This window comes from Ollibium composti, assembly GCF_004801285.1.
GTDB lineage: Bacteria > Pseudomonadota > Alphaproteobacteria > Rhizobiales > Rhizobiaceae > Mesorhizobium > Mesorhizobium composti.
The window spans coordinates 16,435-41,125 of the sequence record NZ_SSNY01000015.1 but is presented as its reverse complement, the minus strand read 5'-3'; the positions used below and the strand labels follow the sequence as shown (position 1 = coordinate 41,125).

Below are 24,691 nucleotides of genomic sequence, written 5' to 3'. Positions count from 1 at the left end.
GAAAAGTCTGCAACTTTTCGGCATCATGCTTTAAAGAAAGCCGATGGAGAACCACGGCACCGCCGCGATCACGATGACGCCGATGAGCAACGCCAGCAGATAACCCATGATCGGCCGCATGCCCTCATCGGGATTGACCCGGCCGATGGCGCAGGCGGTGTAGTAGCCGACGCCGAAGGGCGGTGCGAACAGGCCGATGCCCATCGCCAGGATGACGACGATGGCATAGTGCACGTCATTGATGCCGACGGCCTCGGCGATGGGGAACAGGAGCGGCCCGAACAGCACGATGGCCGGAATCCCCTCGAGCACCGAGCCGAGGATGACGAAGACGACGATCGACATCGCCATGAAGCTCGCCACCCCGCCCGGCAGCGTCGACATGAAGGAGGCGAGCTGACCGGAAAAGCCGGACTGGGTGAGCGCCCAGGCCATCGCCGTCGCCGCGCCGATGATGAACAGGATGGCGCCCGACAGCGAGGCCGTGCCGACCAGCATGGCGCGCAGCCTGTGCCATTCGAAGCGGCGGTAGATCAGCAGGCCGGCCAGCACCGAATAGACGATGCCGATGGTGGAAACCTCCGTTGCCGTGGCGATACCTTCCACCACCGCGAAGCGGATGACGAAGGGCAGGATCAGCGCCGGCAGCGCGATGGCGAAGGTGCGGGCGATCTCGCCGGCACTGGCGCGGCGCACGGCCGAAAGGTCCTCGCCGCGCGAGCGCCACCAGGCGACGCCCGCCAGCGCCAATGCCAGCACCAGCGCCGGCAAAAGGCCGCCGGTGAAGAGAGCGGCGATAGAGACGCCGGTGACCGAACCGATGGTGATGAGAACGAGGCTCGGCGGGATCGTCTCAGACATGGCGCCCGACGACGACAGAAGCGCGATCAGTTCGCCAGGCTTGGCGCCGCGCGCCTTCATCTCGGGAAACAACACCGGGGCGACGGCGGCCATGTCGGCGGCCTTGGCGCCGGAAATGCCGGACACCAGGAAAATCGCGCCGAGCAGCACATAGGAGAGCCCGCCGCGTACATGGCCGACGAGGGCGGCCAGAAAGGCCACCATGGCGCGCGCCATGCCGGTCGTCTCGATCAGATAGCCGAGCAGCACGAACAGCGGCACGGCGAGCAGGATCAGATGTGACATGCCCTCGTCCATGCGGCTGACCACGATGCTCATCGGCACGCGCGTCGTCAGCGCCAGATAGGCGAAGGTGCCGAGGCCGAAGGCGAAGGCGATGGGCACGCCGGCGAAGATGGCGGCGGCGAGCAGCACGACGAAGAAGATGACGAGATTGATGTTGCCGAGGTCGGCGAAGACCGGCTTCATCAAGTAGAGCACGGCGCCGATGGCCAGCGTCAGCGCCACCGCCTCGACGACCTGCCGCGTGGAAGCGACACAAGCCAGCCGCACCAGCGCGATCAGGATCATCAGCGCGGCACATACCGGAAGCGCCGAGGCGCGCCATGCGGCCGAAATGCCGAGCGCCGGCGTGGTGATGAAGGTTTCGTTGAGCGCGAACCTGTAGGCGGGCATGACAATCAGCAACAGGAAGGCCGCCGAGGCAGCGATCGCCAGCACCTCGATGAAGGCGCGCCCGCGCGGCGGCAGTGCGGTGACCATGGCGGTCATGCGCATATGCTCGCCGCGGCGCAGCGCAACGCAGGCGCCGAGCAGTCCGAGCCACAGGAAGCACAGCGAAGCTAGCTCGTCGGACCAGACCAGCGGCCGGTCGAAGACATAGCGCGAGACGACGCCGGCGAATAGCACCACGACCTCGGCGATGACGAGGACCGCCGCCGGGATCTCCACCAGATGGCCGAGGAAAGCATCAGCCTTCGCTGCCCACGGTCGCAGCGAAATACCCGCCTCCGCCTCGGCTGCCGGCTCCATCATCGGCCAGACAGCCGGGCAGGCTGCCGAGGCCGCTTGCCCAACCCTTTCCGCTCGATGTCGCGCCGGATCATCCGAGAGCCGTTTTCCACCGTTCGGCCCGAAGCCCTACACCAGCTTGCCGACGGCCTTTTCCAGAAGATCCCACGGCTCCTGGCCGTATTTATCGCGCCAGGAGGCATAGAAGCCGGCCGAACGCAGCTTGTCGCGGAACGGTGCCGGATCGGGCGTGTTGAGTTCCATGCCTTCGGATTTCAGCTTGTCGGCCAGCGAAGCGTTGAGCGCGGCGGTGTCCGCCCGTTCGGCTACCGCCGCGGCGTTGATGTGCTTGGTGACGACGGCGCGGATGTCCTCCGGCAGCGCCTCCCACATCTCCTTGTTGGCGAGGAACCAGAAACCGTCCCACATATGGTTGGTCATGGAGCAGTATTTCTGCACCTCGTAGAGCTTCGCCGTCTGGATGATGGCGAGCGGGTTTTCCTGGCCTTCGACGACCTTGGTCTGCAACGAGGTGTAGACCTCGGCGAAATTGATGCTGGTGGGGGCCGCGCCGAAAGCCTCGAACATCGAGGTCCACAACGGGCTCACCGGGACGCGGATCTTGAAGCCGGCGAGATCCTCGGGCGTGGCGATGGGCCTGCTGCTCGACGTCGTCTGGCGGAAGCCGTTGTCCCAGATCTTTTCCATGGCGACGAGGCCGGACTTGGCGATCTCGCCACGCACGAAGGCGCCGAGCTCGCCGTCCATCGCCTTCCAGACCGTATCGTAGTCCGGGAAGGCGAAGCCGATGCCGTTGATCGAGGCGACCGGCACCAGCGTCGACAGGATCAGGCCCGACAGAGTGAAGAACTCGACCGCGCCCGACCGAAGCTGGCTGAGCACGTCCGTGTCGGAGCCAAGCTGGTTGTTGGGGAATATCTGCAGTTCGAAGCGGCCATCCGTGTCCTTGGCGATGGCATCGGCCGCCTCCTTGGCGCGCACGTTGAGCGGATGCGCGACCGGCAGGTTGTTGGCGTATTTGTAGCGGAAATCGGCAGCCCGCGCGGATCGGATCGCCGGCATGGTCAGCGCCGCCGCGGTGACCGCCGTGGTTCCAAGAAAATCTCTGCGCGTCAGTCCAGCCATCGTTTCCTCCCAGTTCGGCGCCTGGCTCCGCGGCAGCGCCAATTCAAACATTCTCCAAAGGTCCACATAATGGACCTTACCTCTCCCGAAGACTGTTTTTATTTCACACAAACCAGCCGAGCGGCAAGCCAAAACGGCATGCCAGCGTGAATGGACCAGGAAACACGGCCAGATCATTCCACATTGTGGACCTAGCGCATTACGAGCGCATGCGCGCCGCCCTGTCTCAGGGAACCGGCGAGCGACCCGCGCCAGCCTGCCGCGCCAGGAACCGCGAAAACAGCGCCAGACCCTGCCGCAGCACTTCGGTGTCGCAGGCATAGCCGATGCGCAGCCAGCCCTCCATGTCCAGTGCCGATCCGGGCAGCAGCATCACGCCCGTCTCGGCCTGCAGGCTGCGGCACAGCTCCGCCGAGGGCATGTCGAGATCGTAGCGCAGGAGCGCCGTCGTCCCCGATTTCGGCTTCACGTAGCTGATCTTGGGCTCGCCCGCGATCCAGTCGTCGAGGATCTTCAGGTTGGTCCTGGTCATCCTGCGGCTGCGTTCCAGCACCCGCTCGCTGTTTTCCAGCGCCAGCGCGGAAAAATGATCGTCGAGGCGGCCGACGCTGATCGTCGTATAGTCGCGATGGATGAAGACCGCACGGATGACCTCCTCAGGCGCGGCGATCCAGCCGAGCCGCAGGCCGGCGAGCGAGAACGCCTTCGACATGCCGCAGGTGGAAATGCCCTTCTCATAGAGATCGCACATTGCGGGGGTGAATCCGTCCCCCTCCTGGTCAATGCCGCGATAGACCTCGTCGCACAGAACCCATGCCCCCTCGGCGCGGGCAATGGCGGCGATCGCCTCCAGCCCGGTCCTGTCGATCAGCGAGCCAGTCGGGTTGTTGGGGTTGGTCAGGGCGATCAGCTTCGCGCCCCTGGCCAGTTCGGCCAGTTCGGCGAGATCGGGCAGGAAACCGTTCTCCGGCTTCAGCCAGAGCAGCCGCACCTCGGCCCCGCAGCTTTCGGGTATGGACGTGTGCTGCTGGTAGGTCGGCACGATCGAAACCACCGTATCGCCGGGTTCGACCAGAGCGACGTGAACGAGGTGGTTGGCGCCGATCGTCCCGTGCGTGACGATCACGTTCTCCCGTTTCTGTTCCTGATAGAGGCGGCAGATCGCGTCCTTAAGCCGGTCCGACCCCTCAATGGCTCCGTATCCAAGGCGCATCGGCAACAGTTCGGCCAGCGCCGTATCGTTGCGGCCGGCCATCGACAGCAATTCGGCAACGGTGATCGAATCCACGCAGGTTTCGGCGAGATTGAATTTTGCGTCGTTCTCATAGGCGTTCATCCAGATCTCGACGCCGAATTCGCGGATCTTCATGCCGTTCCTCCCTGTTCGCGCCGGCAATCCTGCACGATCGGCGCCGGTGCGCCATCCTCCCCGAGGCTGACTGCCCATCCCCTTCGGGGTGGATGGCCAGCGATACGAGAAGGCGGGACAAAGGCGGACAAAATCGCCGCGAAGGAGTTCGACGCATGACGCTTTATCCCCTGGACCTCATTCGCAGCCGTTTCCCGGCCCTCGTGAACTCCCGCACCGCCCATCTCGACAATCCGGCGGGAACGCTGGTTCCCGAACCGGTCATCGCCGCGGTGGCCGAGACGATGGCGACGGCATCGGCCAATCTGGGCGGACACTTCGCCGCCTCGCAACGCGCCGACGCGATCTGGCGCGCCGCCCACGAGGCGGCGGCGGATTTCGTCAACGCGGCGTCCTGGCAGGAGATCGTCATCGGCCCGAATATGACGACGCTCGCCTACCAGATGGCGCGCGTCATCGGCAAAACGCTCAAGCCCGGCGACGAGATCATCGTCACGCGCATGGACCATGAAGGCGACATCTCGCCCTGGCTCGACATGGCCGAACGGCATGGCCTTGTCGTGAAATGGCTTCCCTTCGACAAGGAGACCTGGCGCATCGAGCCGGACAACCTCGCGCCGCTTCTGTCCTCGCGCACGAAGTTCCTGGCGCTCAACTACGCCTCCAACATGACCGGCAGCATCAACGACGCCGCCACCCTGACCGCCATGGCGAAGGCGGCCGGCGCACTGGTCTGGATCGATGCCGTGCAGCTGGCGCCGCATCACCTGCCGGACGTGCAGGCCGTCGGTTGCGATTTCCTCGTCTGCTCGTCCTACAAGTTCTTCGGCCCGCATCTCGGTGTCCTGTGGGGGCGCGAGGCGCTGCTGCGCGCGCTGCCGCCGCACCGGGTGCGCTGCCAGAGCGACGACCTTCCGGACCGCTTCTCGACCGGCACGCCGCAGACCGAGCTCATGGCCGGGCTGACGGCGACGATCGACTATCTGGCATGGGCGGGCGAACAGACCGGCCACAGTGGAACGCGACGCGAGAAGATGGCCGGCGCCTACCAGGCTTTCGACGCCTACGAAGCCGGCCTGACGCGGCAGCTCGTCGGCGGCCTGACGGCGCTGCCCGGCGTCAGGCTGATGGGCATCGCCAATCCGAACCTTTTTTCCCGCCGGGTGCCGACGATCTCGTTCGTCCACGACCGGATATCCACCCATCGCTTTGCCGAGGCGCTGGCGGCCGAGGACATCAACGTGTGGTCCGGCCACAACTACGCGCTGGAACCGGCGCGCCATCTCGGCCTCTCCGAGGACGAAGGCGTGGTGCGCATCGGCATCGCCCACTACAACACCGCCGAAGAGATCGACCGGACGCTTGCGGCGATCGCCAAGCTTGTGCCGAAAGCCGCCATGTCATAACTTTCGGTTGAGATATCAGCCCCTTGCGGGCGCCGCACCGAAAGGTCCATGTCCGAACCTTCCCCCGCCAGCTGGATCGCTCCTTTTGCCCACGCGCTCGACCGTCATGACCAGCCGGACGGCGTGGCGGCCCTGCTGGCCGCCATCGGCTCCGTCGTGCATTTTCATCTCGCGCTGTCGGTGATCCACCGGCGCACCAGCCGGCCGGCCTATGTGTTCGACACCTTCTCCGGCCCGCGCGCCAAGCGGGCCATCGAGCTTTTCACGGCAGGCACCTATCTGCTCAACCCGGTCTACAATGCCTATCTCGGTGGCCTGAAGCCCGGCATCTACCTGATGCGGGATCTGGCGCCCGACAACTATTTCGATTCCGATCTCTATCGGAACCTCGACATCCGCCGTCACGAGGACGAGGAACTGGGCTATCGCACGCACGGCTGGCCCGAAGGCATGGAAGAACTGATCATCGCGATCGACCTGCCGGGCAACGAACTGGCTGAGATCAGCCTGTCGCGCATCCGCAGCGAAGGCGGCTTCGACGAAGCCTCGATCGCCAGCCTTCAACAGGTGCAGCCGCTGATCGCGGCCATCTTCCGCCGCCTGTGGGCGCATCTGTCACGCGGCGAGGCGCGATCCCAAGGGCGACCCATCGACCACCTGTTCACCGACTTCGGCCGCGGCCTGCTCAGTCCGCGCGAACGCGAGGTCGCCCTTCTCATCCTGAAAGGCCATTCGAGCGAATCGATCGGCTATCATCTCGGCATCTCGACGGCGACGGTGAAGACCCATCGGCAGAAGCTCTACACCAAGCTCAACCTTTCCACCCAGCAGGAGCTTTTCTCGACCTTCCTGAAAAGCCTCAATCTCTAGGCTCGGCCGTACGTGCGGGTTCATCCGCTCAACCAACGAGGCTTTCGCGGATCGCCGCCGATATGGCGGCCAGCCCCTTGCGCAGTTCGTCCTCGTTCGGCCAGGCATAGCCGATGCGGAAATGGCGATCGTCCTGCTCGAACCAGCGGCCACGGCCGACATAGGTGTCGTGCTTGCGGTAGAGCCGTTCGTGGAAGCCGGCCACGTCCACCTTGGCCGAAGGCACGATGCGGGGAAAGCAGACGCAGCCGCCCGACGGCTCGACCCATTCAACCAGGGGCTCGGAAGCGATCCAGTCCTTGACGATGGCGAAGGCGCTGGCGATGCGGGCGTTGTTGAAGGCGAGCCAATCCTCGCGCCGGCTGAGCGCGACATAGGCGATGTACTCGTCGACCATGCTGCCCGAAATGCCGATCTGCTCGCGCGCCGCCAGGAAGGTTTCCATCAGCGCGCTGTCGCGGGTGACGAGCCAGCCGATGCGGATGCCGGGAATGCCGTAGGTCTTCGACAGCGATGACACGCTGATGACGCGGTCCGACAGGCCGGCGGCGAGGGGCAGCATCGGGCCGGACGTCATCTCGCGATAGGTCTCGTCGAAGAGCAGGCGAATGCCCTTGCGCTCGACCAGATCGATCAGGGCGCGCAGTTCCTCCTGCGAGATCATCACGCCGGTCGGGTTGTGCGGATAGGTCACCGAGACGTATTTCGTATCGGGCCGGATCGCCTCCTCGATCTTGCCGAGATCCAGCCTGAAACCGTCCTCGAACTTGAGATCGATGAAGCTCAGGTCGCAGCCGATGGCGCGCGGCGTCTCGATGTTGGTGGCGTAGTTCGGCCGTACCACGACGATGTGGTCTCCGGCCTTCAGCATAGAGGTCGAGATGATGAACAGCGCGCCGGCGGCACCGGCGGTGATCAGCACGTCGTCTGCCGCCAGCCCCTCGCCCGTCTTCGCGACCAGCGCGCGCAGGTCAGGTGCGCCGCGATGATCGCCGTAGCACAACAGGATGTCGTCGAGCTTCAGATTGAGCTCGCCCAGCCGCCGGTCGGCGACCGAGCTTTCCGACAGGTTATAGCGGATGGTGTCGTAGCCGAGCTGTTCCGGCGATTCCAGTTCGATAGGCATGCGCGAATAGTTCATCGGACCGTTCCCTCCGCTCGACGCTCGGCAGATGGCTAAGCCAAGCCGTCGGCACTTTCCATCCACCCCGAGGCCGATGGCGACCATCATCCCTTGGGAGGATATTCTTCGCCCGACGACCAGCGCATCGTTCCGGAATCGGCGGGAGGATCGCCGCAACGAGTTCCAAGAACCGGGAGGACATCATGAAATTCAGGACTGGTCTTTTGGCCGCCGCGCTTCTGGGCCTGACGGCGGCGCTGCCGGCCCAAGCCGAAACCCTTCGGGTCGGCATGGAATGCACCTATGCGCCCTTCAACTACCGCACGCCCGACGGCCAGATGGCCGGCTACGACGTCGACGTCGCCCAGGGCATCGCCGAGCGCATCGGCGTAGACCTCGAATATGTCTGCCAGGAATGGGACGGCATGATCCCGGCCCTGCTGGCCTCCAAGTTCGACCTGATCGTCGCCTCCCTGTCGATCACCGAGGAGCGCAAGCAGAAGATCGACTTCTCCATTCCCTATCGCGTCTCGATCGGCCGCATCCTCGGTGCGAAAGACGCCAAGCTGATGCTGTTCGACGACGCCGGCCAGCCGATCCCCGAAGCATTCAAGGGATTGCGCTTCGGCGTGGAGCGTGCCTCCACCTATTCGAAATGGCTGGAAGCCAAGCTGCCCGAAGCCGAGGTCGTCTACTACGACAGCAACCAGTCGATGCTGCTCGACCTGCAGAACGGCCGTATCGACATCGCCATCACCAATCCGATGAAGGCCTATCTCGACTTCCTCAGCAAGGATGACGGCGCCGGCTTCGAATTCGTCTCGCCGGCGATCGACGAGGTCAAGTATTTCGGCCCGGGCGTTGGCGTCGGCCTGCGCAAGGGCAACGACGAGCTTCTGAAGCGCATCGACAAGGCGCTGGCCGAGATGATCAAGGACGGCTCGCTCGAGAAGTACAGCCACAAATACTTCCCCTTCTCCATCCAGCCGGAAAACTGGAAGGGCGTCGACTGACGAACGAAAACCTCCGGGCGCCGCTTGACCGCGGCGCCCGCCTGGCTCGCGAGGGTTTGCCATGTCGCTGCTGGACGGCTGGTGGGATGACTTCTTCTTCGGTCTTTTGACCGTCCTGCAGGTCTTCGCTGTCGCGCTGGCCATCGCGGTCGCGCTCGGGCTTCTCGGCGCCTCGGCGAAGCTTTCGAATAGCCGCCTGCTGCGCGCACTGGCGCAGGTCTATACGGTGGTCTTCCGCGGCGCCCCGGAACTGCTGGTGCTGCTGCTGTTCTATTTCGGCATGGCCCTGACCCTGACCTGGTTCGTGCAGCTGTTCGATCCGTCGGTGAAGTTCATCGACCTGCCGCCCTTCTGGGCTGGCTCGATCGCCATCGGCCTCATCGTCGGCGCCTATATGACGGAGACGTTCCGCGGCGCCTTCCTCGGCGTCGACCGCGGCCACATCGAAGCCGCCCGCGCGCTCAGCCTCAACCCCTACCAGGTGTTCTGGTACGTGCGCGTTCCGCAGATGTGGCGACTGGCCCTGCCCAACTTCGGCAACCACATGCTTTCGATCATGAAGGATACGGCGCTGATCTCCATCATCGGGCTGGAGGAGATCCTCTTCGTCGCCAAGATGGCCAATTCCGTCGTGCATCGGCCGTTCCTGCTCTACGTCACCGTCGCCATGATCTACCTGGCGATGACGACGGTCATCACGCTTGTCGTCGGGCAACTGGAAGTGCGCGCCAACCGCCACCTGCGGGGGACGCGATGAGCTTCGATTTCGCGCTGATCGCCACCAGCCTGCCGAAGATCCTGCAGGGACTAGGCCTGACGCTCAATCTGCTGGTGGTTTCGACCCTTCTCGGGCTGCTGCTGGCCGTCGGCATCCTGCTGATGCGGCTGTCCCAACACGCCTGGCTGGTGTGGCCCGCAAAGGCCTACATCTACTTCTTCCGTGGCACGCCGCTGCTGGTGCAGCTGTTCATCATCTATTACGGCCTGCCGCAATTCGGCTTGTTGCGGCACAGCTTCCTGTGGCCGCTTCTGCGGGAGCCCTATTGGTGCTCGGTCATCGCCCTGGCGCTCAATACGGCGGCCTATGTCTCGGAAATCCTGCGCGGCGGCGTGCTCGGCGTCGACAAGGGATTGATCGAAGCCGGCAAGGCTCTCGGCCTGACGAAGTTCCAGCGCGCCAGCCGCATCACCACGCCGCTGGCGGTGCGGCTGGCGCTGCCGGCCTACAGCAACGAGATCGTGTCGATGCTGAAATCGACCGCGCTCGCCTCGACCGTCACGCTGATGGAGATGACCGGCGTCGCCCGCACCATCGTGGCCGACACCTTCGCCCCCTACGAGATCTTCATCGCCGCCACGATCATCTACCTGGTTCTGGTCTGGTTCATACAGACCGCCTTCACCCTGATCGAAGGCTACGCCAACCGCCATGTCAGAAAGGGCTGAGCCATGACCGGCATCGTCGACCTGGAACAGGTGAACAAGTTCTACGGCGACTACCATGCGCTGCGGAATGTCGACCTTTCCGTCGCCAAGGGCGAAAAGGTCGTGGTCTGCGGTCCATCCGGCTCCGGCAAGTCGACGATGATCCGCTGCATCAACCGGCTGGAGGAGCACGACAGCGGCCGCATCGTCGTCGACGGCAAGGAGCTGACCGACGACGAAAGCAAGATCGAGAGTGTGCGGCGCGAAGTCGGCATGGTGTTCCAGGCCTTCAACCTGTTTCCGCACATGACCGTGCTGCAAAACCTGACGCTGGCGCCGCGCCTCGTGCACAAGAAGCCACGGGGCGAGGCGGAAGAAGCCGCCATGAAATACCTGACGCGCGTGCGCATCCACGACCAGGCGAACAAATATCCCTCGCAACTGTCCGGCGGCCAGCAGCAGCGTGTGGCGATTGCGCGCGCGCTTTGCATGAATCCCGAGGTCATGCTGTTCGACGAACCGACTTCCGCCCTCGACCCGGAAATGATCTCCGAGGTGCTGGACGTCATGACCGACCTCGCCCGCGAGGGCATGACAATGATCTGCGTCACCCACGAGATGGGCTTTGCCCGCTCGGTCGCCGACCGCATCGTCTTCATGGACAACGGCGAGATCATCGAGACATCCACGCCCGCGGATTTCTTCGCCGCCCCCAAAACCGAGCGGGCCCGCACCTTCCTCGGCCAGATCCTCGCCCACTGAGTACGGAAAACATGACCGACATCGCCGATACACTCCTGGCTTTCTCCGAGAAGTTGGCCGACATCTCGCGCGCCATGATCCTTCAGGCCGCGCGCGAAGCGATGCGCATCGACCTGAAACAGGACGACAGCTTCGTCACCGCCACCGACCGCGCGGTCGAGACGAGGCTGCGCGAGGAGATCGGCGCCGCCTTCCCCGACCACGGCATCCTCGGCGAGGAACACGGCTCCGAAAGGCTCGACGCCGAGTTCGTCTGGGTGCTGGACCCGATCGACGGGACGGCGGCCTGGATCGCCGGCATCCCGGTCTACGGCACGCTGATCGCCGTCGCCCGCGCGGGACGGCCGCTGACCGGCGTCATCGACCTGCCGGCCACCGCAGAGCGCCTGACCGGCATTTCCGGGCGCGGCGCCTGGCATGACGGGAAGCCGATCCGCTGCCGCGCGGGCACCACGCTCGCCGACGCCTATATGACCTCATCGAACCCCCGCTTCATTCCCGAGGCGGATCGCGCGCCGTTCGCGCGGCTGGACGGGGCGGTGCGCTTCACCCAGTATGGCGGCAGTTGCTACGGCTATGCCTGCCTTGCCCGCGGCCGCACCGATCTAGCCGTCGACGCCGGCTTCGACGCCTATGATCTGTTCGCCCCGACGGCGATCATCGAAGGCGCGGGCGGCATCGTCACCGACTGGCAGGGCGATCCGCTCGACATCCACTGGCGAGGTTGCGTCGTCGCCGCCGGCGACCGTCCGCTGCACGAGCATGCGCTGACGCGGCTGGGTCGATAGGTTCCGGATCGTTTCACCGAGACGGTGAAACGATCTATCTCCTTGTTTTGCCGCATTCATGCGCCGCCAGACGATTCCGCCCGGCATGCAAAATGCTCTAAGGCGCGTCGCGATCTTTCAGATTCACTCGGCACGCTCCGGGTTCCTGATCTTACGCATGTCTTTGTCCCGAAACCGGGTCCCACTTTCGGGAGACGCGCTCTGGCTCCGTGCCGCCGTCCCGGCCTGCTGCTTGGCGAAATTCGCCATCAGGTCCCTGAGGTTCTCACCTTGAATGGCGATATGGCCACGCAGCACATCGGCGGCGCGCTCGGCGTCGCCCTTCACTATGGCGTCCTGGACCTGGCGATGCTCCCGCATCGACTGCTGAAGCCGCCCGCGCACACGGAGCTGGAGCCGCCGGAACGGCTGCAGCCGCTTGTGCAGCTTCGACGCTTCCCCGGCGAGGTACGAGTTGCCGCTTGCCTGGTAGAGAACGTGGTGAAACCGTTCGTTCTCGCGATAGTAATCGTCGGCATCGCCCTTCTCCATCGCCCTTTCGCAGGCGACCGCCGCCTCCTCCAGGCGCTCCAGTTCTTCAGGCGTAATGCGGCGCGCGGCCAGCCGTCCGCACATGGCCTCCAGTTCGGCCATCACGTCGAACATCTCGACCAGCTTGATGAAGCTCGGATATCGCACGAAGGCGCCCCGTCGCGGGATCGTCTCGACGAGGCCGGAGGCGGCGAGCCCGTGCAGGGCTTCGCGAACCGGCGTACGCGAAACCGCGAAGCGGGCCGACAGCGTCACCTCGTCGAGGCGCTCGCCCTCGGCGAACTCGGCGGCCATGATCGCCTGCTCCAGCTCTTCCCTGACCCTGTCGGCGCTTCTCAAAACCATACCCGATCGTAGATCAACCATCTGCATTCATCAATAACGATCTTGTATACAAGAAAGTTGACTTAGAGTGCATGTGGGTTAGAGTGACAGGCGTACGGAGGAGTACAAACGACATGCGGCGACAGTCCGCAGGGAGGAAACAATGAAATCCAGTATCGCAAAGCTGGCGACCGCCGCCGGCCTCTCACTCGCTTTGGCCGGCGGCGCCGGTGCCGTCACGCTGAAGGCCTCGCACCAGTTCCCCGGCGGCAAGGGCGACCCGCGCGACGAGATGGTGCAGATCATCGCCAAGGAAGCCAAGGCCGCCAACGTCGACCTCGACATCCAGGTCTATCCGGGCGCCTCGCTGTTCAAGGCGAAGGACCAGTGGAACGCTCTCATCAAGGGCCAGCTCGACATCACGTCCTTCCCGCTCGACTACGCCAGCGGTCGCGTGCGCGAATTCGGTGCAACGCTGATGCCGGGTCTGGTCAGGAACCACGAGCGGGCGCAGCGTCTCAACGAGTCCCCGTTCATGAAGGCGATCAAGGCCAAGATCGAGGACGCCGGCGCCATCGTGCTCGCCGATGCCTGGCTGGCCGGTGCGGTCGCGTCGAAGCAAGGCTGCATCCACAAGCCTGAGGACATGAAGGGGTTGAAGATCCGCTCCGCCGGCCCGACCTTCGCCGCCATGTGGCAGGCTGCCGGCGGCTCGATCGTCTCCATCGCCTCGAACGAGGTCTACAACGCCTTGCAGACCGGCGTCGCCGATGCGACGGACACGAGCTCGGCGAGCTTCGTGTCGTACCGCCTCTACGAGCAGGTCAAGTGCATCACCGCGCCCGGCGACAATGCACTGTGGTTCATGTACGAGCCGGTGCTGATGTCCAAGAAGAGCTTCGACAACCTGTCGAAGGAGCAGCAGGACGTGCTGATGAAGGCTTCGAAGAAGGCGCAGGAATTCTTCGCCGCCGAGGCTCTCAAGCTCGACGACAAGATGGTCAAGGCCTTCAAGGACCACGGCGTCGAGGTCGTCACCATGACGCCGGAGGAATACGACGCCTGGATCGCGGTCGCCAAGGAGAGCTCCTACAAGGACTTCGCCAAGGAAGTGCCGGACGGCCAGAAGCTGATCGACGAGGCGCTCGCCGTGAAGTGAGGTGGGAGCAAGTCCTATTCGGTCGCTCTTTCCGTTAGCAGGCAGGTGCTCGCGTTGCGAACACCTGCCGTACCCCACCCCTAACCCCTCCCCTCAAGGGGGAGGGGAAGCTGCCGCGCCCAAGTCCCCCTCCCCCTTGCGGGGAGGGGTTAGGGGTGGGGGTCATAAACGCCAACTCCCACAACCCAGGCTGGAATCCATGGACAGATTCATCCGAACGGTCAGGCTGATCTCGACGCTTTGCGGCTTTTCTGCCGCAGCCCTCATCACGGCCGGCGTCGTCGTCGTGTGCCAGATGGTCTTCGTACGCTTCGTGCTTGGCTCCAACACGATCTGGCAGACCGATTTCACCACCTATTCGATCGTCGCCGCGACCTTCCTCGGCAGCCCCTACGTGCTTTTGACGCGCGGTCACGTCAACGTCGACATCCTGCCGCACTACATGGGGCCGGTCGGGAAATTCCGGCTTGCGCTGTTCTCAGCTATCCTGTCGCTCGCCTTTTCCGCTGCGATGACCATGTTCGCCTGCCTCTACTGGTGGGAGGCCTGGGACGGCAACTGGGTTTCCGACACGATGTGGCGGGCGCGGCTGTGGATTCCCTTCGCCTCCATGCCGGTCGGCTTCGCTATCCTGACGCTGCAATATGTCGTCGACCTCTATAGCCTCGCCACCGGGCGCGAACCGCCCTTCCCGTCCGCCGGCGGCCATGACGCCGGTGCCAGCCAAGGGGGAGTGCCCGCATGAACCCGGCAATCGAAGGCGGCATCGTCCTTGTCGTCACGCTCCTCGTGCTGCTCTCGGGCGCCCCGGTGGCGTTCGGGCTGGGCGCCATCGCGCTCGTCTTCATCGCCGTCTTCGAAGGCTTCGGCGCGCTCAACGTCGCCGCCGAGACCTTTTACGGCGGCCTCAACGACTTCACCCTCGTCTCGATCCCGATGTTCGTCATGATGGGCGCCGCCATCGGCTCCTCGCCCGCCGGCCGAGACCTCTACGAGGCGCTCGACCGATGGCTCTACCGGCTGCCCGGCGGGCTAGTCATCTCCAATCTCGGGGCCTGCGCGCTGTTCGCCGCACTCACCGGCTCCTCGCCGGCGACCTGCGCCGCCATCGGCCGCATGGGCATCCCCGAAATGCGCCGCCGCGGCTATCCGGACGACGTCGCGACCGGCTCGATCTGCGCCGGCGGCACGCTCGGCATCCTGATTCCGCCGTCGATCACCTTCATCCTCTACGGCATCGCCACCGAAACCTCGATCGGGCGGCTGTTCCTGGCCGGCGTCTTTCCCGGCCTGATGCTGACTGGCCTGTTCATGCTGTGGACCATCTTCCTGCTGTGGAAGCGCGGCTTCCGCGCCTATGCCGCGGACTTCCGCTACACCTGGAAGCAGAAATTCGAGTCGATCCCGAAAATCGCGCCCTTCCTGGCGATCGTGATCGGCGTCATGTACGTGCTCTACGGCGGCGTCGCCACGCCGTCGGAGGCGGCCGGCGTGGGCGCCGCGCTTTGCGTGCTTCTCGCCATCATGATCTACAGGATGTGGCGGCCGACAGACTGGTGGCAGATCCTGCGCGACACCACCCGTGAAAGCGTCATGATCCTGATGATCATCGCGGCCGCCGTGCTGTTCGGCTACATGCTGACCTCGCTCTACCTCACCCAGACGCTGGCGCAGGCCATCGCCGAGATGGAAGTCAACCGCTGGGTGCTGATGTTCATGATCAACATCTTCCTGCTCGTCTGCGGCTTCTTCATTCCGCCGGCGGCGGTGATCCTGATGACGGCGCCGATCCTGCTGCCGATCATCACCGCGGCAGGGTTCGATCCAATCTGGTTCGGCGTCATCATCACCATCAACATGGAGATCGGCCTGATCCATCCGCCGGTGGGCCTCAACATCTACATCGTCAACTCCATCGCGCCCGACGTACCGCTGACCCGCATCATCTGGGGCACGATCCCCTTCGTGCTGTGCATGATGCTGGAGATCGTCATCCTCTGTATCTTCCCGGAGATAGCGACGTGGTTGCCGACCTACCTGATGGGTCCCGGTACATGAGCAGAACGAGCTTCCTGCAGGACCTTCTCGCGACGATCTTCGAACGCAGCACGCCGCGCTCGATAAGCGACGACCTGCGCTCGATGGAGGACCTGTGCGCCGCCCTCATTTCGGAGCGCGGCGAGGCTTCAGGCTTCTCCATCGCCACCGCTATCCTCGACCGCTACGAGAACGGCACGCGGGAGGACAAGGCGGACTTCTTCCGCCTGCTGACCGACGCGCACGACCTCGACGCCGGCGCGGTTGCGACGGCGGCGCAAGCCTACAAGGCGTCTCCCGACGCTTCGACACTCGCCCGGCTTATCGAGGAAGCGGAGCCGCCGCGCCAGGAACTGCTCAGGCGGCTGAACCGGCTTCCCGGCGCGACCGGACGGCTGGTCGCGATGCGCGGCGACCTGCTTTCACTGGTCAACGAAACGCCTTCCTTCCGCCGCGCCGATCTCGACTTCCAGCATCTTTTCATGTCGTGGTTCAACCGCGGCTTCCTGGTGCTGCGGCCGATCGACTGGGCGACGCCGGCCAACATCCTGGAAAAGATCATCGCCTACGAAGCCGTCCACACCATCAACAGTTGGGAGGAACTGCGCCGCCGCCTGCAGCCGGCGGATCGGCAATGCTACGCCTTCTTCCATCCGGCAATGCCGGACGAGCCGCTGATCTTCGTCGAGGTGGCGCTGACGGCCGGCATTCCCGGCTCGATCGACGCGCTCTTGTCGGAGGACCGGCAGCCGATCGCGGCGGACGAGGCGACGACCGCCGTCTTCTATTCGATCTCGAATTGCCAGAAGGGCCTGGCCGGCATCTCCTTCGGTAATTTCCTCATCAAGCAGGTCGCGACCGACCTGATGCAGTCGCTGCCGAACCTCAAGACCTTCGTCACGCTTTCGCCGGTTCCCGGCCTGACGCGCTGGATGCGCGGCCAAGCACAGGCGAAGGACGGCGACGAGCAGCGCCGGGTGTTGCTCACACAACTCCTCGAAGCGAAATCCGCCGACGACCTCAAACCCCACGGCAAGGCGCTGGCCGCGCTCGCCGCCGAATACCTGGTGCGGGCAAAACGCGCGGACGACCTGCCGCTCGATCCGGTGGCGCGCTTCCATTTCGGCAACGGCGCGAGCCTTGAGAAGATCAATCCCGCCGCGGACCTTTCGGAAAAAGGCATCGCCCAATCCTGCGGCGTCATGGTCAATTACCGCTACGACCTCGACACGGTAGAGACGAACCACGAACTGTACGCGCATCGCGCAGAAGTGGTCACGACGCGCGCGATAAAATCCATGCTGGGCCGGAGCGGCCCCGAGCGGAGCTGACGGAGAAGCGACAATGGCAAACGTGCTCTATGATGCGCTGTTCGCGCCCCATCAGGGCAAGGCCGGGCCTTTCCTCTTCCTGGAGGACGGCTCGACGCTGTCGTACGATGCCTTCATCCGGCTTGCGGCGCGGATCGCCCATGTCCTGCGGGATCAGGGCGTCAAGTCGGGCGACCGCGTCGCGGTCCAGGTGAAGAAGAGCGCCGAGGCGCTGGCGCTCTACGCCGCCTGCATCCAGGCCGGCGCCATCTTCCTGCCGCTCAACACCGCCTACACGCCGAGCGAGGTCGAGTACTTCGTCGGCAACGCCGAACCGGGCCTCGTCGTCTGCGACGACGCTTCCAGCGCAGCCCTTCTCCCCATCGCCGAAAAGGCCGGCGCGCGCCTGATGACGCTGAACGGCGACGGCACGGGCACGCTGACGGCGGAAGCGGCCGGCAAGACGGACCGCTTCGAAACGGCTGTGCGCAAGGGCGACGACCTCGCCGCCTTCCTCTACACTTCCGGCACCACCGGCCGCTCCAAGGGCGCGATGCTGACGCACGACAACCTGCTCTCCAATGCGAAGTCGCTGGTCGAGGCATGGCGCTTCACGGCGAACGACGTGCTGCTGCATGCGCTGCCGATCTTCCACACGCACGGCCTGTTCGTCGCCTGTAACGTCATCCTACTCGCCGGCGGCTCGATGATCTTCCTGCCCTCCTTCAAGACCGACGAGGTGATCGGTTGGCTGCCGAAGGCGACCTCGATGATGGGCGTGCCGACCTTCTATACCCGCCTGCTCGACGATCCGCGCTTCACGAAGGCTCTCGTCTCGCACATGCGGCTTTTCACCTCCGGTAGCGCGCCGCTTCTGGCCGAGACGCACAACGCCTTCGAGGCCCGCACCGGTCACCGCATTCTCGAGCGCTACGGCATGACCGAAACCAACATGACCACGTCGAACCCCTATGACGGCGAGCGGCGGGCCGGCACGGTGGGCTTCCCGCTACCCGCCGTCGAGATCCGCGTCGTCGATCCGGAGACGAGGAAGGTGCTGCCGAACGGTGAGACCGGCGTGCTCGAAGTGCGCGGACCCAACGTCTTCAAAGGGTATTGGCGCATGCCGGAAAAGACGAAGGAGGAATTCCGCGACGACGGCTTCTTCATCACCGGCGACGTCGTCACCGTCGACCGAGACGGCTATGTCCAGATCGTCGGTCGCGCCAAGGACCTCATAATTTCCGGCGGCTTCAACATTTATCCGAAGGAAGTGGAACTGCTACTGGATGAGCAGGAAGGCGTGCTGGAATCGGCGGTGATCGGCGTGCCGCATCCCGACTTCGGCGAGGGCGTCGTCGGTGTCGTCGTGCCGAAGAAGGGCAGCGTCATCCACGAAGAAAAGCTGCTTGCGGCCATTCACGACCAGATCGCCCGCTTCAAGCAGCCGAAGCGCATCTTCTCGGTGGACGAACTGCCGCGCAACACGATGGGCAAGGTGCAGAAGAACGTCCTGCGCGACCGCTTCGGCGATACGTTTCAACGGCGCTGAGCCGCACCCGCCTGGAAGCGCCTTGCCGCTGCGCCGCGCTTCAGGCGGGTTGCGCCTCGTCGCTATGCCGCGCGCTCGAGTGCCGCAACAGGATGGGAATGACCCGCACCACGCCGAGCAGCGACGAATAGAGCCGGTTGGCCATCGCCTACTGGCGCAAGGGTAAAGCCCGCGTCATAGACCTCGGCTCTTCCTTCACCGCTCGGAGTCGCGACTCCGGTAGAACCGTCCGAGCAGCAGCGGCGTCAGGTACATCGGTATCTGATAGCAGCCGATGAACAGAAGCAGCGGATCGGTAACGGACGTCGGCAGTGCGGTCAGGAACAGGGCTACGTTGCGGTTGCCGGCTGTGATCGCAAGCGGCGCCACGGCACGATCCGGCGCAAGACGGCGCAGCAGGACTGCGGCGGCTATCTGCAATCCGAAATTGCCGATAAAGGCGGCAGCCAGCGCGGCCGCGAGCAGGGCCGGGTCGCCACGCAGCGCCGGCCCCACCGCCGACATCAGCCCGACGACGACGATCGCCATGGCGATCGCCGAGAGGCCGTCGATGACATCGAGCGCGGTCCGGGACGGCGCCTTGAGGAGAAAGGCGCGCACGAGGAATGCCGCCCCGGCGGCCGCGCCGATGATGACGAGCAACCTGCCTGCCGCCCTCAACACCTCGGCCGTCTCGCCGAGCGCCGGCGCCAGCCAGAAGACAGGCAGCACGGTGAGCGGCAGCAGCGCCGTGCCGATGACGAGCTGACGCAGCGCCGGCGCGGGGTCGTTGCCGGTCAGGATGGCTAGGTTCGGCGCGCCGGAGATCGGTGAGGCGGCCATCATCAGGATAAGCCCCGTCGCCAGCGCGCCTTTCCAGCCGCAAAGCGCGAAGGCGGACAAGGCCGCTGCGGGGACAGCGATCTGATAGACCAGCGCGAGACCGAGCGAGGCGCGCGCCTCGGCGAGCGCGCCCACCGCCTGGCGCGGCCCGACGCGCAGCGCGGCGATGAACAGCAGGCCGGCGATCAGCTCGGCGATCCAGTCCTTCATCGCAAGCGCGAGGCCCGGCAAAAGGATGCCGACGACAAGACCGATCACCAGGATCAGGCGGCCGTGACGCGCAGCACCCGCAAGCAGCCGAACCACGATCATGCCTGCGCGCAGTCCAGGTCAGCCACCGGGGCCAAGGCGCATATTCTCCGGCAGCCAGGTCGCGAGGTCTGGAAAGGCGATCAGGATAAACACCATCAGCACCATGATGAGGAACATCGGGAAGGCGGCTCTGGCGATGTAGTTCATCTCGTGCCCGGTCATGCCCTGCATGACGAAGAGGTTGAAGCCGACCGGCGGTGTGATCTGCGCCATCTCGACCACGACGACGATGAAGATGCCGAACCAGATGATGTCGATGCCGACCTGGCGGATCATCGGTTCGACCACCGCGATGGTCAGTACCACGGCGGAAATGCCGTCGAGGAAACAGCCGAGAATGATGTAGAAGACCAACAGCGCCATCAAAAGCTCGAACCGCGTCAATTGCAGCGAATTGATCCATTCGGCGAGGTTCTGCGGCAGGCCGGTGAAGCCCATCGACAGCGACAGGAAGGACGCTCCCGACAGGATCAGCGCGATCATCGCCGAGGTGCGCGTCGCGCCCATCAGGCTCTCGACGAAGCTTGCCCAGGTCAGCGAACCCTGCGCGGCGGCGAGGATGAGCGAGCCGATGACGCCGAACACCGCTGCCTCGGTAGCTGTCGCGAAACCGAGATACATCGAGCCGATGACGACGAGGATGAGCAGGATGACGGGAATCAGGAAGCGCGAATTGCTGACCTTCTGGAGGAAGGTCATGGGGGGTTCGGGATCGGGATGGTACTTCTTCGAGATCTGCGAAACGACAATGACATAGACCATGAACATCGCCGCCAGCACCAGACCCGGCAGAATGCCGGCGATGAACAGCTTGGTGATGGATTCGTTGATCGTCACGCCGTAGACGATGAGCGTCAGCGACGGCGGGATCATCAGGCCGAGCGTCGCCGCACCGGCGAGCGTGCCGATGACCAGATGCTCGGGATACTTGCGTTTCCTGAGTTCCGGCACCGACATCTTGCCGACCGTCAGCAGCGTCGCGGCGGACGAACCGGAAACGGCGGCGAAGACCGTGCAGCCAACGACGTTGGTGTGCAGCAGGCCGCCCGGCAGCCTGGCCATCCACGGCGCGAGACCCTTGAACATGTCCTCCGACAGGCGCGTCCGGAAAAGGATCTCGCCCATCCAGATGAACATCGGCAGCGCCGTCAGCGACCAAGAGGAGGAGGACCGCCAGATGACGGTCATCATGGCGTCGCCGACGGGACGCAGCGTGAAAAGCTCCATGCCGACATAGGCGACGCCGAGCAGCGCCAGGCCGATCCACACGCCCGTCCCCAGAAGGAGGAACAGGATGAAGAGGAAGATGCCGATGAAATAGACCTCCTGCATCGTCCTACTCCGCGTGCGACTGTTCGAGGTTTTCGGTGCGTATGTTGTCGCGCCCGCTGACCAGCAACGTCACCAGGTTGTCGACGAAGCAGATGGCGAGGATCACCGCGCCGATCGCCATGGGCATTTGCGCGATCCACAACGGCGTCGCATCCTGTCCCTGGCTCAGGTCGTGCAGCTTGCGCGACCAGTAGACCATCTTCACCGCATACCAGGCGAGATAGACGGAAGCCGCCGTGGCGATGGTCAGGCTCCACAATTCTGCCCAGTAGCGCTTGCGGGCGTCGAGCGCGTTGAACAGCAACGAAACCCGGATGTGCGCGCCGCGGTTCAGCGCCTGCGCGAATGCCAGGAAGGACGCCGCCGCCATCAGGTAGCCGGCATAGTCCGACGATCCGGGAAACGGAATTCCGGTCCAGCGTGCCGCCATCTGCAGGACGATGACGACGAGCAGCAGCACCAGGCAGATGGCGGCGAGCACCGCCGCGCCGTCATACAACGCGTCGAGCGCGCGTCTTGTCGTTTTCATGGCGTTCCCCCTTGACGGCTGTCATGGACGGGTCCGGCGCAATGCCGGACCCTCTCGCGCTTTTGGGGATCAGTTACCCTTGTAGGCGTCGATGATCGCCTTGCCGTCAGGCCCGGCCGCCTTGATCCATTCCTCCGTCATGGTTTCGCCGAAGCCGGCCAGTTCCTTCTTGAGCTGGTCGCCCGGAGCCGAGACCTTCATGCCGTTGTCTGCGAGCGTCTTCAGGTAGCCGGCCGACTGCTCCTGCGACTTGGCGGTGCCTTCCTTGGCGGTCTTGTCGCCGCAGTCCATGACGACTTTCCTGGTCGCTTCGTCGAGCGCTTCGAAGGCATCCTTGTTGGCAAAGACGACGTTGCGCGGCAGCCAGGCCTGGACGTCGTAGAAATGCGTCAGGCTTTCCCACACCTTGGAGTCGACGCCTGTCGAACCCGATGAGATGAAGCTCTCGGCGACCCCGGTGGCGAGCGCCTGGCTCAGGTCCGCGGCCTCGATCTGCACCGGCGCCATGCCGGCCAGCTCGGCGATGCGGGCGGTCGCGGCGTTATAGGCGCGGAACTTGACACCCTTCAGGTCGGCGACCGAATTGACCTCCTTCTTGACGTAGAGGCCCTGCGGCGGCCACGGCACGGCGTAGACGTAGACGAGGTTCTGGCTGGCCAGGAGTTCTTCCATCTTCGGCCGCGCGGCGTTCCACAGCTTGTCCGACTGCTCGAAGGAGGTTGCGAGGAAGGGGATCGAATCGATGCCGAACAGCGGGTTCTCGTTGGCGTGCGCCGAGATCAACCGCTCGCCGATCGGCGCCTGGCCGGTCTGTACCGCGCGCTTGATGTCGTTGCCCGCGAACAGCGACCCACCCGGATGGGTCACGATCTGAAGCTTGCCGCCGCTGCCGTCGCCGACGCATTTGGCGAAGGCCGCACCGTTTTCGGAGTGCAGGTTCGTCGCCGGATAGGCCATCGGCATATCCCACTTTTCGGCAAGTGCGGCGCTCGCGGCGAAGCACGCCATGGCGGTCGTCGCCAGGAGTGTGGTCAGTCGCTTCATATCGTCATGCTCCCATTGTTGATTGGTATGGCGTTCCCTGTTCTCATGCCCTTATTGGAACCGCGAGGCGCTCGCGACGCAAGATTTAAGTTCGTCGTCCTTGCAGAAACCGGGTGCGCCATCATCCCGCCCGGCCGCCGCTCTAGGCAACCCATTCGGAAACCGGCGCGGCGGCCTCGTCCAGCGGCTGGGAAATGACGTCGACAAGCGTCGGCCCGTCGGCCTCGAGCGCCTCCCTCAATACCGTATCCAGATCGTCGGGGTCTTCGACGCGCCAGCTCTTGAGCCCGAAGGCGGCGGCGACCGCGGCATGGTCGGTGCGGGTGAAATCGACATTGTGGAACCGCGCGCCGAAGCCCGAACGCTGGCCGGCCTTGATCCATCCGTAGACGCTGTTGGAGAGTGTGATGAAGGTGATCGGCATGCGGTAGCGGATCGCTGTTTCCAGTTCGCCGACGCTCATGCCGAACGAGCCGTCGCCCATGACGGCGACCGTCTTGACGCCGGGCCGGCCGATATGCGCCCCCATCGCCGCGCCCATGGCGAAACCGAGGGCGCCGTGGGCACGGTTGGTGATGAAATGGCGGCCTACGCTCGGCCAGCGGTAGTGGGCCGAGAAATAGGGGCACGGCGTCCCGGGATCGGCGCAGACGATGGCGTCGTCACCAAGCAGCGCCTGCAGTGTCGCGATCACCCGTTCAGGCCGGATCGGCGCCTCGCCGGATGTGGCGAGCGGCGCAAAAGCGGCCAGCTTGGCGTCCCAGGCGGCCTTGGCGCGCGCCGCGCCTCCATTTGAACCGCCTGTACCGCGTCGCGCGATGTCAGCCGCAATCGCCTCCAGCGCCAGCCGCGCATCCGCGGCGATGGCCACCTCCGTCTTGTAGTTGGCGCCGATGACGGCCGGATCGGAATCGATATGAACGACCCGCACGTCCGTCCTCGGATGACGCCAGCGCTCGGTGGTGACGGAGCCGGCACGGCAGGCGACGAACAGGACCAGATCGGCCTCTTCAACCACGGCGCGGGTCGAATCAACGCCACCGTTGGAGCCGACCACGCCGACGGCGCGCGGGTCCGTCTCGGCGATGGCCCCCTGCCCCGAAACGGTTGTCGCAACCGGCATGTCGAGCATCGTCGACAACTGTCGCAGCGCCTCCATCGCCCCGGCGACGACGACACCGCCACCGCAGATGGCGACCGCCCTTTTTGCCGACAGCAGCGCCTCGGCCGCCGCCTCGACCGACGCGGCGTCGGGGCCAGCGCGAAGCGCCGGAAACGTCTGATGGCGCGTGTCGGCCCATATCTCGTCGGGCGCGACGCTGGCCTTCTGGGTGTCGAAAGGCAGCGCCAGATGGACCGCACCCGGCCGCCCCGTCGTCATCTCACGGAAAGCGCGGCGCACCATCGACGGCAGGCGCTGCGCATCGTCGAGCGAAGCGTTCCATTTCGTCGCCGGCCGAAACAGCCCGACCTGGTCGAGTTCGGTCAGCGGATAGCGGCCGCGCGAACCGGTCGAGACATCGCTGTTGATGGCAAGGATCGGAATCGAGCTCTCGTTGGCCTCGACGACGCCGGGCAGGATGTAGGTCGCGCCACCGCCCGACGGGCCCTCGCAGACGCCGGGGCGCCCGGTGACGCGCGCATAGGCGTCGGCCATGTAGCCGGCGTGGCGCTCGTCGCGCGTCAGCAGGTGGGCAATGCCGTGGTCCAGCCTGTGAAGCGCGTCGTAGAGCGGCAGCGTCGTGTCGCCGCAAAGGCCGAAGATATGCCTGACCCCATAGGCCTGAAGCATGCGGACCATGGCTTCGGCGCCGGTCATCGCGTTGGTCCTGTCATGCACGGTCACGGATGGCGCCGCCAAGTCTGTCTCTCCCGATTGTCTTGGATAAGGCCTTTCAAGATCACGGCTTATTCTGTATACAGGTCTGAATACTGGTGGCAGACCATGATTGAGTCAAGAGGCCG

The 24,691-nt window shown here is 64.8% G+C and carries 22 protein-coding genes; 12 read left to right on the top strand and 10 right to left on the bottom strand.

What is annotated here, in order from left to right; translation table 11 throughout:
• Positions 1–30: 30 nt before the first annotated feature.
• The 3 genes from E6C48_RS20365 to E6C48_RS20355 form a co-directional block, all read right to left on the bottom strand.
• Positions 31–1,893, bottom strand: coding sequence for a TRAP transporter large permease (locus E6C48_RS20365; RefSeq protein WP_136360065.1), 1,863 nt, complete (start codon positions 1,891–1,893; stop codon positions 31–33).
• Between the two features lie 108 nt (positions 1,894–2,001).
• Positions 2,002–3,018 (bottom strand): TRAP transporter substrate-binding protein, encoded by a 1,017-nt coding sequence (locus E6C48_RS20360; protein ID WP_136360021.1) that lies wholly within the window; start codon positions 3,016–3,018, stop codon positions 2,002–2,004.
• Between the two features lie 226 nt (positions 3,019–3,244).
• Positions 3,245–4,387 (bottom strand): aminotransferase, encoded by a 1,143-nt coding sequence (locus E6C48_RS20355; protein ID WP_136360020.1) that lies wholly within the window; start codon positions 4,385–4,387, stop codon positions 3,245–3,247.
• Between the two features lie 155 nt (positions 4,388–4,542).
• On the opposite strand from E6C48_RS20355, the gene E6C48_RS20350 reads away from it, so the two are divergent.
• Both E6C48_RS20350 and E6C48_RS20345 read left to right on the top strand, forming a co-directional pair.
• On the top strand, positions 4,543–5,793 hold the full coding sequence (locus tag E6C48_RS20350) for a cysteine desulfurase-like protein (RefSeq protein ID WP_136360019.1): 1,251 nt from the start codon (positions 4,543–4,545) through the stop codon (positions 5,791–5,793).
• 48 nt (positions 5,794–5,841) lie between these two features.
• Positions 5,842–6,663 (top strand): helix-turn-helix transcriptional regulator, encoded by an 822-nt coding sequence (locus E6C48_RS20345; protein WP_136360018.1) that lies wholly within the window; start codon positions 5,842–5,844, stop codon positions 6,661–6,663.
• Between the two features lie 28 nt (positions 6,664–6,691).
• Here E6C48_RS20345 and E6C48_RS20340 read toward each other — a convergent pair whose 3' ends face one another.
• Positions 6,692–7,804: an aminotransferase class I/II-fold pyridoxal phosphate-dependent enzyme gene (locus E6C48_RS20340; RefSeq protein ID WP_136360017.1), complete on the bottom strand. Its 1,113-nt coding sequence runs from the start codon at positions 7,802–7,804 to the stop codon at positions 6,692–6,694.
• Between the two features lie 185 nt (positions 7,805–7,989).
• Here E6C48_RS20340 and E6C48_RS20335 point away from each other — a divergent pair, with 185 nt between their 5' ends.
• The 5 genes from E6C48_RS20335 to E6C48_RS20315 all read left to right on the top strand — a co-directional run bounded on the left by E6C48_RS20335 (position 7,990) and on the right by E6C48_RS20315 (position 11,774).
• Positions 7,990–8,799, top strand: a complete 810-nt coding sequence (locus tag E6C48_RS20335) for a transporter substrate-binding domain-containing protein (RefSeq protein ID WP_136360016.1) — start codon at positions 7,990–7,992, stop codon at positions 8,797–8,799.
• A gap of 61 nt (positions 8,800–8,860) precedes the next feature.
• Positions 8,861–9,556, top strand: a complete 696-nt coding sequence (locus E6C48_RS20330; protein ID WP_136360015.1) for an ABC transporter permease — start codon at positions 8,861–8,863, stop codon at positions 9,554–9,556.
• Positions 9,553–10,245, top strand: a complete 693-nt coding sequence (locus E6C48_RS20325; RefSeq protein ID WP_136360014.1) for an ABC transporter permease — start codon at positions 9,553–9,555, stop codon at positions 10,243–10,245. Before E6C48_RS20330 ends, E6C48_RS20325 begins: the two co-directional genes overlap by 4 nt.
• 3 nt (positions 10,246–10,248) lie before the next feature.
• Positions 10,249–10,986: an amino acid ABC transporter ATP-binding protein gene (locus E6C48_RS20320; protein WP_168734600.1), complete on the top strand. Its 738-nt coding sequence runs from the start codon at positions 10,249–10,251 to the stop codon at positions 10,984–10,986.
• A gap of 11 nt (positions 10,987–10,997) precedes the next feature.
• The gene (locus E6C48_RS20315; protein ID WP_136360013.1) at positions 10,998–11,774 is read left to right on the top strand and encodes an inositol monophosphatase family protein; all 777 of its coding nucleotides are present in this window, start codon (positions 10,998–11,000) and stop codon (positions 11,772–11,774) included.
• 123 nt (positions 11,775–11,897) lie between these two features.
• On the opposite strand, the gene E6C48_RS20310 is transcribed toward E6C48_RS20315, so the two are convergent.
• Positions 11,898–12,650, bottom strand: coding sequence for a GntR family transcriptional regulator (locus E6C48_RS20310; RefSeq protein WP_136360012.1), 753 nt, complete (start codon positions 12,648–12,650; stop codon positions 11,898–11,900).
• 142 nt (positions 12,651–12,792) lie between these two features.
• Between E6C48_RS20310 and dctP the strand changes: the two genes are divergently transcribed.
• The 5 genes from dctP to E6C48_RS20285 all read left to right on the top strand — a co-directional run bounded on the left by dctP (position 12,793) and on the right by E6C48_RS20285 (position 18,687).
• Entirely contained in the window at positions 12,793–13,788 is a 996-nt protein-coding gene (gene dctP / locus E6C48_RS20305; protein ID WP_136360011.1) for a TRAP transporter substrate-binding protein DctP, read from the top strand.
• A gap of 199 nt (positions 13,789–13,987) precedes the next feature.
• Positions 13,988–14,533 (top strand): TRAP transporter small permease, encoded by a 546-nt coding sequence (locus E6C48_RS20300; protein WP_136360010.1) that lies wholly within the window; start codon positions 13,988–13,990, stop codon positions 14,531–14,533.
• Positions 14,530–15,846, top strand: a complete 1,317-nt coding sequence (locus tag E6C48_RS20295) for a TRAP transporter large permease (protein WP_136360009.1) — start codon at positions 14,530–14,532, stop codon at positions 15,844–15,846. The genes E6C48_RS20300 and E6C48_RS20295 overlap by 4 nt, the downstream gene beginning before the upstream one ends.
• Positions 15,843–17,156, top strand: coding sequence for a malonyl-CoA decarboxylase (locus E6C48_RS20290; protein WP_136360008.1), 1,314 nt, complete (start codon positions 15,843–15,845; stop codon positions 17,154–17,156). Before E6C48_RS20295 ends, E6C48_RS20290 begins: the two co-directional genes overlap by 4 nt.
• 13 nt (positions 17,157–17,169) lie before the next feature.
• The gene (locus tag E6C48_RS20285; RefSeq protein ID WP_136360007.1) at positions 17,170–18,687 is read left to right on the top strand and encodes a malonate--CoA ligase; all 1,518 of its coding nucleotides are present in this window, start codon (positions 17,170–17,172) and stop codon (positions 18,685–18,687) included.
• A gap of 195 nt (positions 18,688–18,882) precedes the next feature.
• On the opposite strand, the gene E6C48_RS20280 is transcribed toward E6C48_RS20285, so the two are convergent.
• The 5 genes from E6C48_RS20280 to E6C48_RS20260 all read right to left on the bottom strand — a co-directional run bounded on the left by E6C48_RS20280 (position 18,883) and on the right by E6C48_RS20260 (position 24,587).
• A complete protein-coding gene (locus E6C48_RS20280) occupies positions 18,883–19,821 on the bottom strand; it encodes a hypothetical protein (protein ID WP_136360006.1) in 939 nt (312 codons plus the stop codon).
• Between the two features lie 18 nt (positions 19,822–19,839).
• Positions 19,840–21,153: a TRAP transporter large permease gene (locus E6C48_RS20275; RefSeq protein ID WP_136360005.1), complete on the bottom strand. Its 1,314-nt coding sequence runs from the start codon at positions 21,151–21,153 to the stop codon at positions 19,840–19,842.
• Positions 21,154–21,157: 4 nt separating this feature from the next.
• Positions 21,158–21,682, bottom strand: a complete 525-nt coding sequence (locus E6C48_RS20270) for a TRAP transporter small permease (RefSeq protein ID WP_136360004.1) — start codon at positions 21,680–21,682, stop codon at positions 21,158–21,160.
• A gap of 69 nt (positions 21,683–21,751) precedes the next feature.
• Complete coding sequence (locus tag E6C48_RS20265) at positions 21,752–22,726, bottom strand: TRAP transporter substrate-binding protein (protein WP_136360003.1); 975 nt, start codon at positions 22,724–22,726, stop codon at positions 21,752–21,754.
• A 142-nt stretch (positions 22,727–22,868) separates the two neighbouring features.
• Entirely contained in the window at positions 22,869–24,587 is a 1,719-nt protein-coding gene (locus tag E6C48_RS20260) for a thiamine pyrophosphate-binding protein (RefSeq protein WP_230978886.1), read from the bottom strand.
• Between the last annotated feature and the right edge of the window lie 104 nt (positions 24,588–24,691).

Excerpts from the sequence above, each read along its gene's own strand:
- E6C48_RS20365 (WP_136360065.1), bottom strand. The coding sequence starts at position 1,893 with ATGGAGCCGGCAGCCGAGGCGGAGGCGGGTATTTCGCTGCGACCGTGG.
- E6C48_RS20360 (WP_136360021.1), bottom strand. The coding sequence starts at position 3,018 with ATGGCTGGACTGACGCGCAGAGATTTTCTTGGAACCACGGCGGTCACC.
- E6C48_RS20355 (WP_136360020.1), bottom strand. The coding sequence starts at position 4,387 with ATGAAGATCCGCGAATTCGGCGTCGAGATCTGGATGAACGCCTATGAG.
- E6C48_RS20350 (WP_136360019.1), top strand. The coding sequence starts at position 4,543 with ATGACGCTTTATCCCCTGGACCTCATTCGCAGCCGTTTCCCGGCCCTC.
- E6C48_RS20345 (WP_136360018.1), top strand. The coding sequence starts at position 5,842 with ATGTCCGAACCTTCCCCCGCCAGCTGGATCGCTCCTTTTGCCCACGCG.
- E6C48_RS20340 (WP_136360017.1), bottom strand. The coding sequence starts at position 7,804 with ATGAACTATTCGCGCATGCCTATCGAACTGGAATCGCCGGAACAGCTC.
- E6C48_RS20335 (WP_136360016.1), top strand. The coding sequence starts at position 7,990 with ATGAAATTCAGGACTGGTCTTTTGGCCGCCGCGCTTCTGGGCCTGACG.
- E6C48_RS20330 (WP_136360015.1), top strand. The coding sequence starts at position 8,861 with ATGTCGCTGCTGGACGGCTGGTGGGATGACTTCTTCTTCGGTCTTTTG.
- E6C48_RS20325 (WP_136360014.1), top strand. The coding sequence starts at position 9,553 with ATGAGCTTCGATTTCGCGCTGATCGCCACCAGCCTGCCGAAGATCCTG.
- E6C48_RS20320 (WP_168734600.1), top strand. The coding sequence starts at position 10,249 with ATGACCGGCATCGTCGACCTGGAACAGGTGAACAAGTTCTACGGCGAC.
- E6C48_RS20315 (WP_136360013.1), top strand. The coding sequence starts at position 10,998 with ATGACCGACATCGCCGATACACTCCTGGCTTTCTCCGAGAAGTTGGCC.
- E6C48_RS20310 (WP_136360012.1), bottom strand. The coding sequence starts at position 12,650 with ATGGTTTTGAGAAGCGCCGACAGGGTCAGGGAAGAGCTGGAGCAGGCG.
- dctP (WP_136360011.1), top strand. The coding sequence starts at position 12,793 with ATGAAATCCAGTATCGCAAAGCTGGCGACCGCCGCCGGCCTCTCACTC.
- E6C48_RS20300 (WP_136360010.1), top strand. The coding sequence starts at position 13,988 with ATGGACAGATTCATCCGAACGGTCAGGCTGATCTCGACGCTTTGCGGC.
- E6C48_RS20295 (WP_136360009.1), top strand. The coding sequence starts at position 14,530 with ATGAACCCGGCAATCGAAGGCGGCATCGTCCTTGTCGTCACGCTCCTC.
- E6C48_RS20290 (WP_136360008.1), top strand. The coding sequence starts at position 15,843 with ATGAGCAGAACGAGCTTCCTGCAGGACCTTCTCGCGACGATCTTCGAA.
- E6C48_RS20285 (WP_136360007.1), top strand. The coding sequence starts at position 17,170 with ATGGCAAACGTGCTCTATGATGCGCTGTTCGCGCCCCATCAGGGCAAG.
- E6C48_RS20280 (WP_136360006.1), bottom strand. The coding sequence starts at position 19,821 with ATGATCGTGGTTCGGCTGCTTGCGGGTGCTGCGCGTCACGGCCGCCTG.
- E6C48_RS20275 (WP_136360005.1), bottom strand. The coding sequence starts at position 21,153 with ATGCAGGAGGTCTATTTCATCGGCATCTTCCTCTTCATCCTGTTCCTC.
- E6C48_RS20270 (WP_136360004.1), bottom strand. The coding sequence starts at position 21,682 with ATGAAAACGACAAGACGCGCGCTCGACGCGTTGTATGACGGCGCGGCG.
- E6C48_RS20265 (WP_136360003.1), bottom strand. The coding sequence starts at position 22,726 with ATGAAGCGACTGACCACACTCCTGGCGACGACCGCCATGGCGTGCTTC.